Here is a 17,411-nt window from a genome sequence, read left to right as displayed (position 1 = left end):
GTCCTCCGGGGGAGGGGGGTACGGGCGGGGGCGGCGGGGCGGCGACGCGGTGGGGCGGGTCCCGGCGGGCGGCGCACCGCCCGCCGGGACCGCGCCTCAGGGGGTGACGAGGTCGGCCTTGCCCTGCTCGTACGCCTCCTCGAGGCCGTCGAGCACCTCGTCGGGCGTCTTGCTGCCGTTCACCAGGGACTGCAGCTGGCTGACGACGACGTCGTAGAACCCGGCCACGGGCCAGTCGGGGTAGAACGCCAGGCCGTCCTCGGCGAGGACCGCCTGGAAGTTCTCCGTCATCTCCGCGGTCTTGGGGTCCGCGATGGTCACGTCGTCCGCGGCCACCGGCAGGCCTCCGGCCTGGGCGAGGACCTCCTGCACCTCCGGGCGCAGCGTGATGTCGATGAAGTCCTGGGCCAGGTCCGGGGAGTCGGCGTTGGTCGGGACCACCCAGAGGTTGCCCGACGAGCCCGGGTGCAGGTCGTTGCCGGGGAACAGCGTCTGGGACCACGCGAACGGGATCTCCGACTGCAGCCGGCCGAACCACCAGGAGCCCGACACCATGATCGGGTACTCCCCCGAGATGAAGGCCGTGCCCATGTCCTCGGCCGTCAGGCCCGCCGAGTCGGGGGCGACGTAGCCCGCCTCGACCCACTCCGCGAGCTTCTCCGTCGCCTGCGTCATGGCCTCGCCGTGCCAGTCCACGTCGCCGTCGAAGAGCTGGTACTGGTCGACGAGGGCGCGGTCGCCGTAGTGCAGCACGAGCTCGTACCACAGCTGCCCCAGCGGGTACTCGGCCCCCGCCTCGGCGAGCGGGGTGATGCCCGCGGCGGCGAAGGCGGCGAGGGCGGCCTCGAGCTCCTCGAAGGTGGTCGGCGTCGCGATCCCGTTCGCGGCGAACAGGTCGTCGTTGAGGTACACCCCGACGAACTCCCCGTAGTTGGGCACCCCGTACCACTCGCCGGACCCCATGAGGCCGTTCTCGTCGTACTGGGCGGTCGTGGCGATCGACGCGGGCAGGGCCTGCGTCCAGCCCTTCTCCTCCGCGACCTCCGTCAGGGGGGCGAGCAGCCCCTGCGAGGCCAGCTGGCCGGCGGTGGCGTTGCCCTTGTTGTACTCCATGACGTCGGGGACGTCGTCGCCGGTGAGGACGATCTTCGCGTTCTTCTGGATCTGCTCGAAGGTCTGCTTCTCGACCTCGACCGTGACGTCCGGGTGCTCGGACTCGAAGATCTCGATGGCCCGGGCCCACGCCTGGCCCATCGCCGACTCGTCGTTCTCGTAGTGCCAGATCGTGAGCGTGCTGGCGTCCCCGCCGTCGGCGGACGGACCGCCGCTGCTGCAGGCGGTCAGGACGGCGGGCGCCAGGAGGGCGGCCACCGCGGTGGCCCCCCAGCGCCGGGTGCTCGTGTGCATCCAGGTTCTCCTCGTCGAGTGGATGGGCCGGCCGGGTCGTCCGGGCCGGTCGTCGAAGCGCTTCGACAGAATGCCGTGCGCGGTGGGGTCTCCGCAAGGGGCTCTTCTCCCCGGGCAGCGGTCCTGATGTGGAGGGCCAGTGGTCGAAGCGTTTCGACCTGGCCGTCCCGACGCCTGGCCCGTCAGCCGTCCAGCGGGCCGGCCGTCCCCGGCCCCGCACCTGCCGCGTCGGACGTCGCGAGGGCGAGGACGCCGTCGGGCTCGAGCACCTGCCGGCGCCCCAGCACGGCGTCCGTGAGGAGGTCGCGGCGGCCGCCGAGGCCGTCGAGCGGCACCGGGCCGCCCGTCGTGTTCAGCAGGAAGAGGACGGGCCCCCGCCGCACCGCCTCCACGCCGGCCGGGAGCCCGGCGGCGGCCGGGGCGACGCCGGCCGCGGCCACGGCGTGGGCGACCAGCGCGCCCGTCGCCGCCGGGGGCAGGAGGGCACCGGCGTAGACGCCGGTGCCGCCGGAGGCGTGGCGGCGCGTGACGACGAGGGGGACCCCGTCGAGGTCGCCGCCGCGCGCGACGAGGAGCGCCTCCCCGCCGTCCGTGCGCAGCCGCTCGGCCCAGTCGCCGACCCGGTGGGCGCCGAGGACGCCCTCCACGGCCACGGGCGCGGCCAGCGGCACGTACTCCTCGCCCGACCCGCCGACGAGGTCCGTGAAGGGCGCCGGGAACCGGCCGGGGCGCAGCCGTCCGTGCCCGTCGAGCGCCGCGCTCCACGGCCCGAGCACCAGCACGTCCCCGCGCTCGACGACGGCCCGCAGCCCGGGCACGTCCGCGTCCTCCACGAGGTGCAGCTGGGGCGCGAGCACGAGCCGGTACGGCGTGAGGTCCGCCCACGGCGGGACGACGTCCGCGGTGACGTTCGCCGCGTGGAGGGGCCGGTACCACTCGCGCAGCAGGTCGAGGACGTCGAGGCGGTCGGACGGGGCGGCGGGCTCCTGCGCCGCCCACCAGCTCGACCAGTCGAAGACGAGCGCCACCTCCGCGGGCACCCGCGCGCCCACGACGGGCCGGAGCCGGCGCAGCTCCGCCCCGTGCGCGCGGACGGCGCGGTGGAGGCGCGTGTCGGGACCGGCGGCCGGCAGCAGCGCGGAGTGCCACTTCTCCGCCCCGGCGAGCGACTGCCGCCACTGGAAGAACAGGGAGGCGTCGGACCCCCGGGCGACGGCCCGCAGCGAGTCCAGCCGCATCCGGGCCGGGGTCTTGGGGACGTTGTGCGGGCGCCAGTTGACGCCTCCCGCCGCCTGCTCCATCTGCACCCAGGGCCGCCCGCCGCCGATGCCCCGCGCGAGGTCGTCCTGGAGGGCCTGCAGCAGGTGGCCGTCGGGGTCGGCGGGGTCGGGGTAGTGGTCCTCGGACACCACGTCGAGCTCCGGTGCCCACCGGGCGTCGTCCGTGTGCGGGTGGAAGCCCATGAGGTTCGTCGTCACGGGCACGCCGGGAGCCGCCGCGCGGACGAGGTCGCGCTGCTCGCGGTAGAGCCCGAGCAGGAGGTCGGAGGCGAACCGCCGGTGGTCCAGCGACTGCCCCGGGTTGCGGATGTAGGGCGCGACGCGGGGCGGCACGATCTCCTGCCAGTCCGCGTAGCGCTGGCTCCAGAAGGCCGTGCCCCACGCGGCGTTCAGGGCGTCGAGGCTCCCGTGACGGACCTGCAGCCAGCGCCGGAACCCGTCGGCGCAGAGGTCGCAGAAGCACACCTGCCCGAACTCGTTGCCGATGTGCCACATCCGCACGGCCGGGTGCGACCCGTACCGCTCCACCAGGGCGCCGGCGATGCCCCGGGCGGCCCGTCGGTAGTCCGGCGACGAGGGGCAGAAGTGGTTGCGCGAGCCGACGGCCATCCGGACGCCGCTGCGGTCCACGGCCGACGACGTCGGGTACCGGTGCGCGAGCCACGGCGGCGGGGACGCGGTGGGGGTCGCCAGGTCGACGGCGACGCCGCCGGCGTGCAGGTGGTCGAGCACCGTGTCGAGCCAGCCGAGCTCGAGCCGTCCCTCCTCGGGCTCCATGCTCGACCACGCGAAGACGCCGACCGTGACGAGGTTGACGCCGGCCTCGCGCATGAGCGCCACGTCCTCCGGCCAGACGGCCGGGTCCCACTGCTCGGGGCTCCAGTCGCCGCCGTAGAGGACGCCGAGCTCCGACGTCAGGGCCGCCAGGGGCGCGGGGGCGCCGCCGGGTGCTGTCCGCTGCTGCACGCAGTTCTCCTCGTCGAGTGTCGAAGCGCTTCGGCCATGCAAGCGCCCTCCGCCGGTCCGTGTCAACGCCCCGCGCCGACCGGCGCCGGCGCCTCGTCGCCGATCCGTGCGCGCAGGCCCTGCTGAAGGGGGTTGACACCGCAGCGCCGGGGCCCGAACACTGGCGCCCAGCGCGTCGAAGCGCTTCGCCTGGCGATCGCCGGCGCACACGTCGAAGGAGATGTGACATGCGGACCACGAAGCTCGTCGCCGTCGCGACGGCGGCCCTCACCTGCGTCGCCCTGGCGGCGTGCTCCAGCGGGTCGGGGGACGAGGCCGCGGACGGCGACGGCCCGATCACCCTGGACTACTGGGCCTGGGGCACCTCGCAGCCCGGGCTCGTCGAGGCCTGGAACGCGGCGAACCCCGACGTCCAGGTGCGGCACACCGACGCCGGCGGCGGCACGGACTCCTCGGCCAAGCTGCTCACCGCCACGCGCGCCGACGAGGCGCCCGACGTGGCCGTCGTCGAGTACAACACCCTGCCCGCGATGATCGTCGGCGACGTCGCGGCCGACATCACCGAGCAGGTGGACGAGGAGACGAAGGGCGCCTTCACCGACGCCGTCTGGGGCCTCACGACCTTCAACGACGCGATCTACGGCATCCCGCAGGACGTCGGCCCCATGGCCCTCGTCTACAACGAGGCGCGGCTGGCCGAGCTCGGCGTGGCCGTGCCGACCACGTGGGCCGAGTTCGCCGACGCGGCCGCCGCGGTCCGCGCGGCCGACCCCGACACCTACCTGGCGACCTTCGCCCCGGGCGAGTTCGGGTTCTTCTCCGGCATGGCGCAGCAGGCCGGGGCCGAGTGGTGGTCCGTGGACGGCGAGACGTGGACCGTCGGGATCGACGACGAGCCCTCCCGGGCCGTCGCGGACTACTGGCAGGACCTCGTCGACCGCGACCTCGTCAAGGTCGAGTCCCTGCTGACCCCGGAGTGGAACGCCCAGCTCAACGCCGGGAACATCCTGTCCTGGCCCTCCGCCCTGTGGGCCCCCGGCGTCATCTACGGGGTCGCCCCCGACATGGCCGGCCAGTGGGCGCTCGCGAAGCTGCCGCAGTGGGAGGCGGGCGACGACCGCGTCGCCTTCCAGGGCGGGTCCGCCGTCGTCGTGACGACCTCCTCGGAGCACCCCGCCGAGGCGGCCCGGTTCGCGGCGTGGATCAACTCCTCCGAGGAGGGGGCCGCGATCCAGATCGAGACGGGCCAGTACCCCGCCTCCCTGACGGGTCAGGAGCTCGCCACCCAGAGCGAGCCGCCGGTCCTCATGCCGCAGCAGACGGACTTCTGGACGCTCGCCGCCGAGATCGCCGGCAGCACCCTGCCGGACATCAGCTGGGGGCCGAACGTCAACGTCGCCTCCTCCGCGTTCCAGGACGCCATGCAGGCCGCGGCCGACAGCGGCACCCCGTTCCGCGACGCGCTCGCCACGACGCAGGAGACGGTCGTCGAGGACATGACGACCACGGGCTTCGACGTCCAGGAGTGACCGCCGGGGGGCCCGGGCGCCCACGCGCCCGGGCCTCCCCCACCCCCCGGAGGGCCGCATGACCACCACCACCCCGCGCGCCGCGCACGGGTCGGCCGCGACGGCCGCCCCCGCCGGCGCCCCCCGCCGCCGCCGCCGGCCGACCCTCGCGCCCTACGTGCTGTCGGCGCCGGCGGTCCTGCTGTACGTCGCGTTCCTCGCCGTGCCCATCGCCTACGCGGTCTACCTCAGCTTCCGGGGGCTGCGCCTCACCGGCGGCGGTGCCTTCGGGCGGCGGCGCGAGGTGTGGGTCGGCGCCGACAACTACGTCGCCGCCCTGACCGACCCCGAGCTCGGCGCCGGCCTGCTGCGGCTGCTCGTCTACGGCGCGATCGCCGTGCCGCTCACGCTCGGCCTCGCGCTGCTGTTCGCCCTGCTCCTGGACATGCGCGGGGCGCGCCTCGTGCGGTTCTCGCGCACCGCGATCTTCCTGCCCTACGCGGTGCCCGGCGTCATCGCCACGCTCCTGTGGGGCTTCATGTACCTGCCGTCGACGAGCCCCTTCAGCTGGGTCACCCGCCGGCTCGCGGACGTCACGATCCCGTTCCTCGACGTGCCCCTGCTGTACCCGTCGCTGGCGAACATCGCGATCTGGGGCGGCGTCGGCTTCAACATGATCATCCTCTACACGTCCCTGCGCGGGATCCCCGACGAGATCTCCGAGTCCGCCCGGCTCGACGGCGCCTCCGAGTGGCAGATCGCCCTGCGCATCAAGGTGCCCCTCGTCGGGCCCGCGCTGGTGCTCACGGGGCTGTTCGCCCTCATCGGCACCCTCCAGGTCTACGGCGAGCCCGCCACCCTCAAGCCCATGACGAGCGCGATCTCGTGGACGTTCGTGCCCCTCATGAAGATCTACCGCGACGCGTTCCTGCGGGACGACCTCCCGCTCGCCGCCGCGTCCTCCGTGGTCCTCGCCCTGGGGACCCTCGTCGTGTCGATCGCGCTGCTGCGGCTGGGCCAGCGCCGGGTCTTCGGGGAGCAGTCATGACCACCACCGCACCGGCCCGCGGCCGCACCGGCGCGCAGGGGTCCGCCCCGCCGCGGCTCGCCCGGCACCGCACCGGGCGCACCGGCCCGACCCTCGTCCTGGCGCTCGGGGCCCTCTACTGCCTCGTCCCGGTCGTCTGGGTCGTCGTCGCCTCCACGAAGGCGCGGTCCGAGCTCTTCAGCACCTTCACGTTCGCGCCCGGGAGCGGGCTGCTGGACAACCTGCGCGACCTGTTCGCCTACGGGGACGGGCAGTACGGGCTGTGGGTCCTCAACACGGCCCTCTACGCCGGCGTCGGCGCCCTGCTGAGCACGCTCGTCTCGGTCATGGCCGGCTTCGCGCTCGCGAAGTACCGCTTCGCGGGCCAGCGGGTGCTCCTCTACGCGATCCTCGCCGGCGTGCTGCTGCCCGGCATCACGCTCGCCATCCCGCAGTACCTGCTGCTGGCCGAGCTCGGCCTGGCCGGGAGCCACCTGTCCGTGCTGCTGCCGTCGGTCATCAGCCCGTTCGGCATCTACCTGTCCCGCGTGTACGCCCTGTCCGCCGTGCCCGACGAGACGATCGAGGCCGCCCGCATCGACGGGGCCCGCGAGAGCCGCGTCTTCACCTCCATCGCCCTGCCGATGATGCTGCCCGGCATGGTGACGGTGTTCATGCTCCAGTTCGTCGGCATCTGGAACAACTTCCTCCTGCCGTTCATCATGCTGTCCGACCAGGACCGCTACCCCCTCACCGTCGGGCTCTACACCCTGCTGTCGAAGGGCTCCGGCGAGCCGGCGCTCTACTCCATCGCGATCGTCGGCGCCGCCCTGTCGATCGTGCCGCTCGTCGCGATGCTCCTGTTCCTGCAGCGCTTCTGGCGGCTGGACCTCATCAGCGGGGGGCTGAAGGGGTGAGGGGCCCGACGCGCCGCGGCGACGGGCTAGCGTGCTGCCATGCCCACCATCGGTGACGTCGCCCGCGCCGCGGGGGTCTCCGTCTCGACGGTCAGCTACGTCCTGTCGGGCAAGCGCACGATCTCCGCGCCCACCCGGGAGCGGGTGGAGCGGGCCGTCGCGGACCTGGGCTACCGGCCCCACGCCGGCGCGCGCGCGCTGGCCTCGGCCCGCAGCAACGTCATCGCGCTCGTCGTGCCGTTCCGCCCCGGGATCAACGTCGGGATCATCATGCAGTTCGTCGGCGGCGTCGTGACCGAGGCCCGGCGGCACGACCACGACGTCCTGCTCCTCACCCAGGACGACCCCACCGGCATCGCGCGGATCGCCGCGAGCTCCACGGCCGACGCCGTCATCGTCATGGACGTCGAGGCCGACGACGTGCGCGTGCCCGCGCTGCGGACCCTGCCCGTGCCGAGCGTGCTCATCGGCGTGCCCGACGACAGCTCCGGCCTGGCGTGCGTCGACCTCGACTTCACGGCTGCCGGCCGCACGGCGGTGCGGGCCCTGGCAGGCCACGGCCACCGCCGCGTGGCCCTCGTCGGCGCGTCCGCGGACCGCCTCGCCCACCGGGCCAACTACGCCCTGCGCATGCGCGACGGCTTCGTCCAGCAGGTCGCGGCGGAGGGGGTCGAGGGGGTGGTCGTCCCGGCGGAGCCGACCTTCACCGGCGGCGTCGACGCCGTCACCGCCGTCCTCGAGCAGCAGCCGGGCACCACGGGCCTCGTCGTGCACAACGAGGCGGCCCTCGGCGGCGTCCTCGCCGGTCTCGACCGGCGCCGGCTGCGCGTGCCGGCCGACGTCTCGGTCGTCGCCGTGACGCCGGCCGACATCGCCGCGGGCCTGCCCCTGCCGCTGTCGACGATCGAGGTGCCCGGGGAGCGCATCGGCCGCATCGCCGTCCAGATGGTCATGCAGCGGCTCGCCGGGGAGAGCGGGGCGGAGACGCGGCTCGTCGGCGTGGACCTGTCCGGCGAGGCCTCGATCGCCGCCCCGCCGCCGGCCGTCCGCGCCGCCGGGGCCGCGGCCGGCTGAGCGACCCGCGGCCGCCGGGGTCGCCGGGGTCGGCGGGGTCGGCGCACCTCCTGGCCCCGCGTCAGAACAGGCGGGCGTCCACGTCGTCGACGCCGCGCATCGCCTCGAGGTCCAGGAGCAGCGGCGTGATGCCGCGGTCGACGGCGAGCACCCGCGCCTGCGGCCGGATCTCCTGCGCCGCCAGCACGCCGCGCACGGGCGCGAGCAACGGGTCGCGGTTGAGCAGCTCGAGGTAGCGGGTCAGCTGCTCCACCCCGTCGATGTCGCCGCGGCGCTTGATCTCCACCGCGACCGTCCCGCCCGTGGGGTCCTTCGCGAGGATGTCCACCGGCCCGATGGCGGTCGGGTACTCCCGCCGCACGAGGACGTGCCCCGGCCCGAGCAGGGAGATCTGCTCCGCGAGCAGCACCTGCAGGTGCGCCTCGACGCCGTCCTTGACCAGCCCGGGGTCCACGCCGAGCTCGTGCACGGAGTCGTGGTGGACGTCGTACAGCTCGATCTCCAGCCGGTCGTCGGACTTCGCCGCCTGCACGGTCCAGACCGCCGTGACGCCGGCGCCGCGCTGCGCGGCGTCGGGGGCCCGCTCGGCGAGGGCGCAGGGGGGGCTCATCCAGTTCAGGGGCTTGTAGGAGCCGCCGTCGCTGTGCAGCAGGACGCTCCCGTCCGCCTTCACGACGAGGAGCCGGCGGGCGCGCGGCAGCTGGGCGGACAGCCGCCCGGTGTACCGGGCGGCGCACTCGGCGACGACGAGACGCATGGGGACCACCCGGGGATCGGGACGGACGGGGAGGGGCCACCGGGCCGGGGCCCGGCGGGACGTCGCGGCGGCGCGCGAGGCGTGCGGGCGGCGGCGCCGTCAGGTGACGACGTTGACGCCGGTGGTGGTCGCCTCGAGCCACGAGGTGAGGCCCGCGTAGGCCTCGGGCGACATCCGCAGCAGCACCGTCCGGTCCCCCACCGCGCACGTGACGACGAGGAGCTGGACCCCGTGCGCGGTGACGACCGTGCGGTCGGTCACCCGCATCCGGCGCCGCGGCAGCACCAGCCGCTGCCGGCCGACGCCGAGGAGGCCCGGCGTCCACGTGAGGGCGGCGGTGCTGTAGACCGCGGACCCGGCCGTCCACGGGCCCGTCGGCGTGCGGCCGACGGCGCAGCCGAACGCCCCCGTCCGGCGGGCCGCGCCGGAGGTCCGGCGCCACGTGAGGACGAGGGCGAGCAGCAGGGCGAGGGCGGCGAGCGCCAGCGCGAGGGGGAGGTGGTCGGTCACCGACGTGCGGGGCTCGGGTCGGCCGGCGTCAGCGGGCCGCCGGGGCGACGGGCGTCGCGGCGTCGACGACCACGGTCACGTGGTCGGAGTCGACGGACAGGAACCCGCCCTCGACCGTCCAGCGCTCCGGGGCCCCGCCGCCTGCCGGCGTCACGCGGACCTCGCCCGGACGCAGCACGGACAGCAGCGGCGTGTGGCCGGCGAGCACGCCGATCTCGCCGTCGGCGGCCGGGGCGGTCACCTGCCGGGCCGTGCCCGACCAGACCTTCCCGTCCGTCGCCACGATGTCGACCTCGAGCTCTGCCACCGGTCCTCCTCACCGACGGGCCGCTGCGGGCCCGGGACGTCGTGCTGCGTCGTGCGGCGCCCCCGTCGCGGGGACGCCGGGGGCGCGGGGCCGGACGGTGCCGGCCCCGCGCCCGGCGGGGTCAGGCCCCGTACTCCTTCTGGATCCGCGCCCAGTTGCGCTCGAGGTCCTCGAGGCCGCCGGTGTTGAAGAACGCCTGCTCCGCGATGTGGTCGAACTCGCCGTCGGCGATCTTGCCGAACGCCTCGACGGTCTCGGACCGCGGCACGGTCGAGCCCTCGACGTTCGTGAACTTCGTCGCCATGTAGGTGTTCTGCGAGAGGAACTGCTGGATGCGACGGGCGCGCGCGACGACCGTCTTGTCCTCCTCCGACAGCTCGTCGACGCCGAGGATCGCGATGATGTCCTGGAGCTCCTTGTTGCGCTGGAGGATGGACTTCACGCGGGTCGCCACGTCGTAGTGCTCCTGGCCCACGTAGCGCGGGTCGAGGATGCGGCTCGTCGAGGTGAGCGGGTCCACGGCGGGGTAGAGGCCGCGCGAGGCGATCTCGCGGGACAGCTCCGTCGTGGCGTCCAGGTGGGCGAACGTCGTCGCCGGCGCCGGGTCGGTGTAGTCGTCCGCGGGCACGTAGATCGCCTGCAGCGAGGTGATCGAGTGACCGCGGGTGGAGGTGATGCGCTCCTGGAGCTGGCCCATCTCGTCGGCCAGGTTGGGCTGGTAGCCCACCGCGGACGGCATGCGGCCGAGCAGCGTCGACACCTCGGAGCCGGCCTGCGTGAACCGGAAGATGTTGTCGATGAACAGCAGCACGTCCTGCTTCTGCACGTCGCGGAAGTACTCCGCCATCGTCAGGGCCGACAGGGCGACCCGCAGACGCGTCCCCGGCGGCTCGTCCATCTGGCCGAAGACGAGCGCCGTCTTGTCGAAGACGCCCGCCTCCTCCATCTCGACGATGAGGTCGTTGCCCTCACGGGTGCGCTCCCCCACGCCGGCGAACACGGACACACCGCCGTGGTTCTGCGCGACGCGCTGGATCATCTCCTGGATGAGGACCGTCTTGCCGACGCCCGCACCGCCGAAGAGGCCGATCTTCCCGCCCTGCACGTAGGGGGTCAGGAGGTCGATGACCTTGATGCCGGTCTCGAACATGGTCGTCTTCGACTCGAGCTGGTCGAAGGCCGGGGGCTTGCGGTGGATCGGCCAGCGCTCCGTGATCTCCAGGCGCTCGCCCGGCGGGAGGTTGAGCACCTCGCCGGTCACGTTGAACACGTGGCCCTTCGTCACGTCGCCGACGGGCACGGAGATCGCCTCGCCCGTGTCCGTGACGACGGCGCCGCGGACCAGCCCGTCGGTGGGCTTCAGCGCGATGGCGCGGATGAGGTTGTCGCCCAGGTGCTGGGCGACCTCGAGGGTCATCCGGAACTTCGACTCCCCCTCGCCCTGCGACGACAGGTCGATGTCGACCGTCAGCGCGTTGTAGATCTCGGGGATCTGGTCCGCCGGGAACTCGATGTCCACGACGGGCCCGATCACGCGGGCGACGCGCCCCGTGCCCGGCGTGCCGGACGCGGAGGACGTCTCCTCGACGGTGGTGGCGGTCATCTCAGGCCTCGCTTCGCTCGTCCCGGAGCGGCGCTCCGGCAGGGGTGACTCGGGTGCGGGTGGTGCGGGAGCAGGTCATGAGGCGAGCGCGTCGGCGCCCGACACGATCTCGCTGATCTCCTGCGTGATCTCGCCCTGGCGGGCCTGGTTGGCCAGCCGGGTGTAGGTGCGGATGAGGTCCTCCGCGTTGTCCGTGGCGGTGTGCATGGCCCGCTGCCGCGCCGCGAGCTCCGAGGCCGCCGACTCCAGCAGGCAGGCGTAGAGCCGGGCACGGACGTACCGCGGCAGCAGCGCGTCGAGCACCGTCACGGGGTCGGGCTCGTACTCGTACAGCGGCAGCGCCTGCCCCTGCGCACGCTCCTCGACGCCCTCGACGAGCTCGATGGGCAGCATGCGCTCCACCGTCGTCCGCTGGGTCACCATGTTGACGAAGCGCGTGTAGACCACGTGCACCTCGCCGACGCCCTCCGACCCCGGTCGCTCGTACGCCTCGAGCAGCGCGGTCGCGATCTCGTCGGCCGTCCCGACCTGCGGGGCGTCGGACTGGCCCGTCCAGGACCGCTCCACCGCCCGCTGCCGGAAGGTGTAGTAGGCGACCGCGCGGCGGCCGGCCAGGTACAGCACGACCTCCTTGCCCTCGCCGCGCAGCTTCGCGACCAGACGCTCCGTCTCGCGGATGACGGTGGCCGAGTAGGCGCCCGCCATCCCGCGGTCGGAGGCGACGAGGAGCACCGCGACGCGCTGCGTGTCCGTGCGCGGCGTCAGGAACCGGTGGTCCGCCCGGCCGTGCGCCTGCACGGCCGAGGCGGCCCGGGTCACGGCGCGCGCGTACGGCCCGGCGTGGGAGACGCGGTCGCGCGCCTTCCCGATCCGCGAGGCGGCGATGAGCTCCTGCGCCCGGAACATCTTCTTCAGGGACTGCGTCGAGCGGATCCGCGCCTTGTAGACGCGCTGCTGTCCTGCCATCTCAGGCGGACCGCAGCCCGGCGAGCGGCTGACCCTCGAAGGTGAGGAAGCCGGAGCGGAACTCGTCGACCGCCGCCGACAGCGCGTTCTCCGTGTCGCCGTCGAGCTTGCCCGTCGTGGCGATCGTCGTCAGCACGTCCGTGTTGCGACGCAGGTGGTCGATGAGCTCGGACTCGAAGCGGCGGACGTCCTGCACGGGCACGTCGTCGAGCTTGCCCTTCGTGCCGGCCCACACGGACGCGACCTGGTCCTCCACGGGGTACGGGGAGTACTGGGGCTGCTTCAGCAGCTCCATGAGCCGCGCGCCGCGCGTGAGCTGGGCGCGGGAGGCCGCGTCCAGGTCGGAGGCGAACATCGCGAACGCCTCGAGCGAGCGGTACTGCGCGAGCTCGAGCTTCAGCGTGCCCGACACCTGCTTCATCGCCTTGACCTGGGCGGCGCCGCCGACGCGGGACACGGAGATGCCGACGTCGACCGCGGGCCGCTGGTCCGCGTTGAAGAGGTCCGACTGCAGGAAGATCTGGCCGTCGGTGATGGAGATGACGTTCGTCGGGATGTAGGCCGACACGTCGTTGGCCTTCGTCTCGATCATGGGCAGCCCCGTCATCGAACCGGCGCCCAGCTCGTCGGAGAGCTTCGCGCAGCGCTCCAGCAGACGGGAGTGCAGGTAGAAGACGTCACCCGGGTAGGCCTCGCGGCCCGGCGGGCGGCGCAGCAGGAGGGACACGGCGCGGTAGGCCTCGGCCTGCTTCGACAGGTCGTCGAAGACGATGAGGACGTGCTTGCCGCCGTACATCCAGTGCTGGCCGATGGCCGAGCCGGTGTAGGGCGCGAGGTACTTGAAGCCGGCCGGGTCGGACGCGGGCGCCGCGACGATCGTCGTGTACTCCAGCGCGCCGGACTCCTCGAGCGCCGCGCGCACGGAGGCGATCGTCGAGCCCTTCTGGCCGATGGCGACGTAGATGCAGCGGACCTGCTTGTCGGGGTCGCCGGACTCCCAGTTGGCCTTCTGGTTGATGATCGTGTCGAGCGCGATCGCCGTCTTGCCCGTCTGGCGGTCGCCGATGATGAGCTGCCGCTGGCCACGGCCGATCGGGATCATCGAGTCGATGGCCTTGATGCCGGTCTGCAGCGGCTCGTGGACCGACTTGCGGGCCATGACGCCGGGGGCCTGCAGCTCGAGGGCGCGGCGACCCTCCGTCGCGACCTCGCCGAGGCCGTCGATGGGGTTGCCCAGCGGGTCGACGACCCGGCCGAGGTAGCCGTCGCCCACGGCGACGGACAGGACTTCGCCCGTGCGGCGGACCTCCTGGCCCTCCTCGATGCCCGTGAACTCGCCCAGGACGACGACGCCGATCTCGCGGACGTCGAGGTTCAGGGCGAGGCCGAGCGTGCCGTCCTCGAAGCGCAGCAGCTCGTTCGCCATGGCGCCTGGCAGGCCCTCGACCTGCGCGATGCCGTCGCCCGCGAGGACGACGCGCCCGACCTCCTCGGCCGCGACGGCGCTCGGCTCGTAGGACTGCACGAAGCTGTCCAGCGCGGCGCGGATCTCCTCCGGCCGGATCGTCAGCTCAGCCATTTCATCTCCTGTCGTCCCGCCCGTCGTGCGGGCGGAGGTTCACGGTGCCGGGGTCCGGCGAGGGGTGCGGGCGGCGGGCCGCCGGCGGGTGTCAGCCGGCCATCCGCCGGCGGGCGTCGGCGAGACGCCCCAGCGTCGTCGCGTCCATCACCTGCGGGCCCACCTGGACGCGCAGGCCGCCGAGCACGGCGGGGTCGACGATCTCGTTGATCTGGACCGCGTGCCCGAGGGCCCGCTCGAGCAGCCCGCCGAGCCGGTCCCGCTGCGCCGCGGTGAGCGGGACCGCCACCGTGACGGCGGCCGCGGAGCGCTGCCGCCGCTCGGCCACGAGGTCCGACAGCCGGCCCAGCGCCGCCGGGTACCGGCGGCCCCGGGGGGCCGCGGCGGCGCGCCGCGCCAGCTGCAGCGTCACGTCGGACGCCTTCCCGCCGAGCAGCCGCTCGACGAGCTCCGCCCGCGACGCGGCCGGGACGGACGGGTCGGAGAGGATGCCGAGGACCTCGCGCTGCCCGAGGAGCGCCCGTCCGAAGCGGAACAGCTCGTCCTCGACCTCGGCGAGCTCCCCGCGCACCTCGGCCGCGGTGAGCAGCGCCTGGGTCGCGACCCGCTCGACCGCCTCGGCGAGGTCGGCGTCCGCCGACCAGCGTCGCTGCACGAGCGCCGCCGCCACGTCGACGGTCCGCGGGTCCGCCTGCGCGAGGAGGGAGCGGACGAGCCGCTCCTTCGCCGCGCCCGGCAGGGCGGGGTCGGCGAGCGTGCGACGCAGCGAGCCGGACCCGTCGAGCGCGTCGACGAGGGCGAACAGCTCGGCCCCCAGCGTCGCCGCATCGGCCCCCGCCGCCGCGACGACCGGCCCGACGGCCGTCTCCGCCGCGGCCAGGGAGGCCAGGCTCGTGCCGCGCATCAGTACCCCTTCGTCTCCGCCGGGACGGCGGGCTCCGTGGACGCGTCGAGGTCGTCGAGGAAGCGGTCGACGACACGGGAGCGCAGGCCCTCGTCCGTCAGCGCCTCGCCGACGATCTTCTCCGCGAGCTGGGTGGCCAGCGCGCCGACGTCGGCGCGCAGCGAGACCGCCGCCGCCCGGCGCTCGGCCTCGACCTGGCGGTGGGCCGTCTCGACGATGCGGGCGGCCTCCTCCTGGGCGTGCTGGCGCGCCTCGGCGACGATCGCCGTGCCCTCGGCACGGGCCTCCTCACGCAGGCGCCCCGCCTCCGTGCGCGCCGCCGCGAGCTCGCGGTCGAGCTCGCCCTTGGCCGCGGCGGCCTCGGCCTGCACGCGCTCCGCGCGCTCGATGCCGCCCTGGATCTTCTCCGTGCGCTCGTCGAGCACCCGCGTGAAGCGCGGCATGACGTACTTGAGGAAGACCGCGAGGATGACGGCGGTCACGACCGCCGACCAGAACAGGTCGTAGCCGGCGGGGATGAGGACGCTCTGCTCCTCGTGGGTCTCCGCCGCGGCCGTCACGAGGGCCGCGGGGATCGCGGCCGCGCTCACTGGAAGAGGAACCCGGTGATGAGGCCGAGCAGGCCGAGCACCTCGACGAAGCCGATGCCGATGAACATCGTGGTGCGGAGCTGGCCGGCGACCTCGGGCTGGCGGGCCATGCCCTCGATCGTCTTGCCGATGAGGATGCCCAGGCCGATACCCGGACCGATCACCGCGAGGCCGTAGCCGACGGTGGCGATGTTGCCGGAGACGGCGTCGGCCGCCGCGAGGATCATGCTGGTGTCTGCCACGGTGTGCTCGTTCCTTCCGTTGGGTGCCCGGCCGGCCGGCCGGGCACTCGTGCTGGGTGGGGGTCCGAGGTCCCCCGGGTGGTGCTCCGCGACCAGGCGCGGACCCGTGCTCGGGTGGGTGCGCGGGTCAGTGCTCGGTCTCGATGGAGAGGTTGATGTACACGGCGCTGAGCACCACGAAGATGTAGGCCTGCAGCGCCGCGATGAACACCTCGAAGAGCGTGATCGCGAGGCCGGCGACGAAGGTCACCGCGCCGAACGCCTTGAGGGCGGGGGCCGCCTCGAGGATGAAGTAGTTCGTCGCCGCGAAGCACAGGACGAGCATGAGGTGGCCGGCGATCATGTTGGCGACGAGCCGGATGGCCAGCGTCGCGGGGCGCAGCACGAAGACCGTGAGGAACTCGATCGGCGTGAGCAGCACGTACATGGGGGCCGGCACGCCCGCCGGGAAGAGGTTCGTCCTGAGGAACCCGCCCAGGCCCTGCCGCTGGATGCCCGCGCGCAGGTAGACGACGTACATGATGACCGCGAACACGATCGGCAGGCCGATCACGGACGTCCCGGCGATGTTGAGGCCGGGGATGACGCCCGTGATGTTGAAGGCGAGGATCGCGAAGAAGATCGCGGTCAGCAGCGGCACGAAGCGCGCCGCCTCCTTGCGCCCGAGGATCTCCTCCGCGACGTTCACGCGGACGAAGTCCAGCAGGACCTCGACGACGTTCTGGCCACGGCCCGGCACGAGCCGCGCGCGGCTGGCGGCGAAGGCCATCACCGCGACGAGCAGGACGGCGGCGATGACCCGGACCAGCATGATCCGGTTGAACTCGACGAGGGTGCCGTCGCCGAAGATGGGCCCGGGGAAGAAGTCGGCGAGCGTGGGCGCGTGGAAGCCCTCACCCTCCTCCGCGGCGAGCGTCAGGGCGGCGGTCGCGGTGCTGGACAGGTCGCAACTCCTGGGGTCTGGGGTGGGCGGGCGAGCATCAGCGCAGGCCACGCCGGTCGGCACCCGGGCCGTCGAGGACGCGATGAGCCTAACCCATGGCCGGGACCCCGACGGCGGTGCGCGCGAGGGGTGAACACCACACCGGGGGGCCCCGTGGGCGGCGTCCCGGCCCCGGGGCCCGTGGTAGTGCGCGGCCCCGTGTCAGGCGCTGACGTACGGCAGCCGGGCCCGCTGCACCGCCCGGTAGTCGAGGACCGCGGACCCCACGACGCCCAGCGCCAGGACGGCGGCGAGCACCGGTCGGCTGTAGAAGTCCATGCCGCTGAGCACGGCGAGGGCCGCGACGACGACGACGACCTTGACGAGCCAGGCGCCCATGACGACGCCGGCCATCGCCTGCGGCGTGGCGCGGGAGGTCCGTAGCATCGACACGACCGTGGTCCCGGAGAAGACGAGGGCGAGGCCCACGCCGAGGAGAGCACCCCACACCCCGGGCACGCCCTCGACCAGCCAGCCGATGCCGACGCCGAGGACGGCGAGGGCCGCCAGCAGCACGAGCACGTCGCGCAGCGCGAGCCGGAAGACCGCCTCGACCTCGGCGGCGGAGCGGTCCGCGGCGGCGGGGCGGCCGGCCGGCCCGGCACCGGTGCCGTCGGGGGGCGGGGCCTGGGGGGCGGGGGTGGTCATGGCGTCGTCTCCCTCGTGGCGGTGCGGGCGGCCTCGTCGGCGGTGCCCGGCGCGCGGTCGGTGGCGTGGGGGGTGGTGCGGTCGGCGGCCCGGGGGGCCTCGGGGGTGCGGGGGCCGGCGGCCGGCGTGCGGGCGGGCGCGACG

17 protein-coding genes are annotated in these 17,411 nt (G+C 74.1%); 4 read left to right on the top strand and 13 right to left on the bottom strand.

Annotation, left to right across the window (positions count from 1 at the left end; all coding sequences use genetic code 11):
- Positions 1–96: 96 nt before the first annotated feature.
- Positions 97–1,407 (bottom strand): ABC transporter substrate-binding protein, encoded by a 1,311-nt coding sequence (locus EJA20_RS12425; RefSeq protein WP_129338464.1) that lies wholly within the window; start codon positions 1,405–1,407, stop codon positions 97–99.
- 182 nt (positions 1,408–1,589) lie between these two features.
- The gene (locus EJA20_RS12420; protein WP_240675459.1) at positions 1,590–3,653 is read right to left on the bottom strand and encodes a beta-galactosidase; all 2,064 of its coding nucleotides are present in this window, start codon (positions 3,651–3,653) and stop codon (positions 1,590–1,592) included.
- Positions 3,654–3,880: 227 nt separating this feature from the next.
- Here EJA20_RS12420 and EJA20_RS12415 point away from each other — a divergent pair, with 227 nt between their 5' ends.
- From EJA20_RS12415 to EJA20_RS12400, 4 genes are read left to right on the top strand one after another with little or no spacing between them, the layout of a single operon-like run.
- Positions 3,881–5,182: an ABC transporter substrate-binding protein gene (locus EJA20_RS12415; protein WP_129338463.1), complete on the top strand. Its 1,302-nt coding sequence runs from the start codon at positions 3,881–3,883 to the stop codon at positions 5,180–5,182.
- 58 nt (positions 5,183–5,240) lie between these two features.
- Entirely contained in the window at positions 5,241–6,209 is a 969-nt protein-coding gene (locus tag EJA20_RS12410; RefSeq protein WP_129338462.1) for a carbohydrate ABC transporter permease, read from the top strand.
- A complete protein-coding gene (locus EJA20_RS12405) occupies positions 6,206–7,105 on the top strand; it encodes a carbohydrate ABC transporter permease (RefSeq protein ID WP_129338461.1) in 900 nt (299 codons plus the stop codon). Before EJA20_RS12410 ends, EJA20_RS12405 begins: the two co-directional genes overlap by 4 nt.
- Positions 7,106–7,144: 39 nt before the next feature.
- Entirely contained in the window at positions 7,145–8,179 is a 1,035-nt protein-coding gene (locus EJA20_RS12400; protein WP_129338460.1) for a LacI family DNA-binding transcriptional regulator, read from the top strand.
- 61 nt (positions 8,180–8,240) lie between these two features.
- Here the strand turns inward: EJA20_RS12400 and nucS are convergent, their stop codons facing one another.
- The 11 genes from nucS to EJA20_RS12345 all read right to left on the bottom strand — a co-directional run bounded on the left by nucS (position 8,241) and on the right by EJA20_RS12345 (position 17,267).
- Positions 8,241–8,936, bottom strand: coding sequence for an endonuclease NucS (nucS, locus tag EJA20_RS12395; RefSeq protein WP_129338478.1), 696 nt, complete (start codon positions 8,934–8,936; stop codon positions 8,241–8,243).
- Between the two features lie 99 nt (positions 8,937–9,035).
- Positions 9,036–9,446: a DUF2550 family protein gene (locus EJA20_RS12390; RefSeq protein WP_129338459.1), complete on the bottom strand. Its 411-nt coding sequence runs from the start codon at positions 9,444–9,446 to the stop codon at positions 9,036–9,038.
- A 28-nt stretch (positions 9,447–9,474) separates the two neighbouring features.
- Positions 9,475–9,753: a F0F1 ATP synthase subunit epsilon gene (locus EJA20_RS12385; RefSeq protein ID WP_129338458.1), complete on the bottom strand. Its 279-nt coding sequence runs from the start codon at positions 9,751–9,753 to the stop codon at positions 9,475–9,477.
- Positions 9,754–9,874: 121 nt separating this feature from the next.
- A complete protein-coding gene (atpD, locus tag EJA20_RS12380) occupies positions 9,875–11,356 on the bottom strand; it encodes a F0F1 ATP synthase subunit beta (RefSeq protein WP_129338457.1) in 1,482 nt (493 codons plus the stop codon).
- 75 nt (positions 11,357–11,431) lie between these two features.
- A complete protein-coding gene (locus tag EJA20_RS12375) occupies positions 11,432–12,322 on the bottom strand; it encodes a F0F1 ATP synthase subunit gamma (RefSeq protein WP_129338456.1) in 891 nt (296 codons plus the stop codon).
- Between the two features lies 1 nt (position 12,323).
- The gene (gene atpA, locus EJA20_RS12370; RefSeq protein WP_129338455.1) at positions 12,324–13,901 is read right to left on the bottom strand and encodes a F0F1 ATP synthase subunit alpha; all 1,578 of its coding nucleotides are present in this window, start codon (positions 13,899–13,901) and stop codon (positions 12,324–12,326) included.
- A gap of 91 nt (positions 13,902–13,992) precedes the next feature.
- Positions 13,993–14,805: a F0F1 ATP synthase subunit delta gene (locus tag EJA20_RS12365; RefSeq protein WP_129338454.1), complete on the bottom strand. Its 813-nt coding sequence runs from the start codon at positions 14,803–14,805 to the stop codon at positions 13,993–13,995.
- The gene (locus EJA20_RS12360) at positions 14,805–15,395 is read right to left on the bottom strand and encodes a F0F1 ATP synthase subunit B (RefSeq protein ID WP_129338453.1); all 591 of its coding nucleotides are present in this window, start codon (positions 15,393–15,395) and stop codon (positions 14,805–14,807) included. The genes EJA20_RS12365 and EJA20_RS12360 overlap by 1 nt, the downstream gene beginning before the upstream one ends.
- Positions 15,392–15,622: an ATP synthase F0 subunit C gene (atpE, locus tag EJA20_RS12355; RefSeq protein WP_090035051.1), complete on the bottom strand. Its 231-nt coding sequence runs from the start codon at positions 15,620–15,622 to the stop codon at positions 15,392–15,394. The genes EJA20_RS12360 and atpE overlap by 4 nt, the downstream gene beginning before the upstream one ends.
- A 142-nt stretch (positions 15,623–15,764) precedes the next feature.
- Positions 15,765–16,643, bottom strand: a complete 879-nt coding sequence (gene atpB / locus EJA20_RS12350) for a F0F1 ATP synthase subunit A (RefSeq protein ID WP_338068823.1) — start codon at positions 16,641–16,643, stop codon at positions 15,765–15,767.
- A gap of 138 nt (positions 16,644–16,781) precedes the next feature.
- Positions 16,782–17,267, bottom strand: coding sequence for a Cg1360 family ATP-synthase-associated protein (locus EJA20_RS12345; protein WP_240675458.1), 486 nt, complete (start codon positions 17,265–17,267; stop codon positions 16,782–16,784).
- Positions 17,268–17,411: the final 144 nt, after the last annotated feature.

Source organism: Cellulomonas endophytica (assembly GCF_004123805.1).
GTDB classification, from domain to species: domain Bacteria; phylum Actinomycetota; class Actinomycetes; order Actinomycetales; family Cellulomonadaceae; genus Cellulomonas; species Cellulomonas endophytica.
Note: the sequence above shows the minus strand (reverse complement) of the source record. Positions and strands in the feature narration are given on the sequence as shown.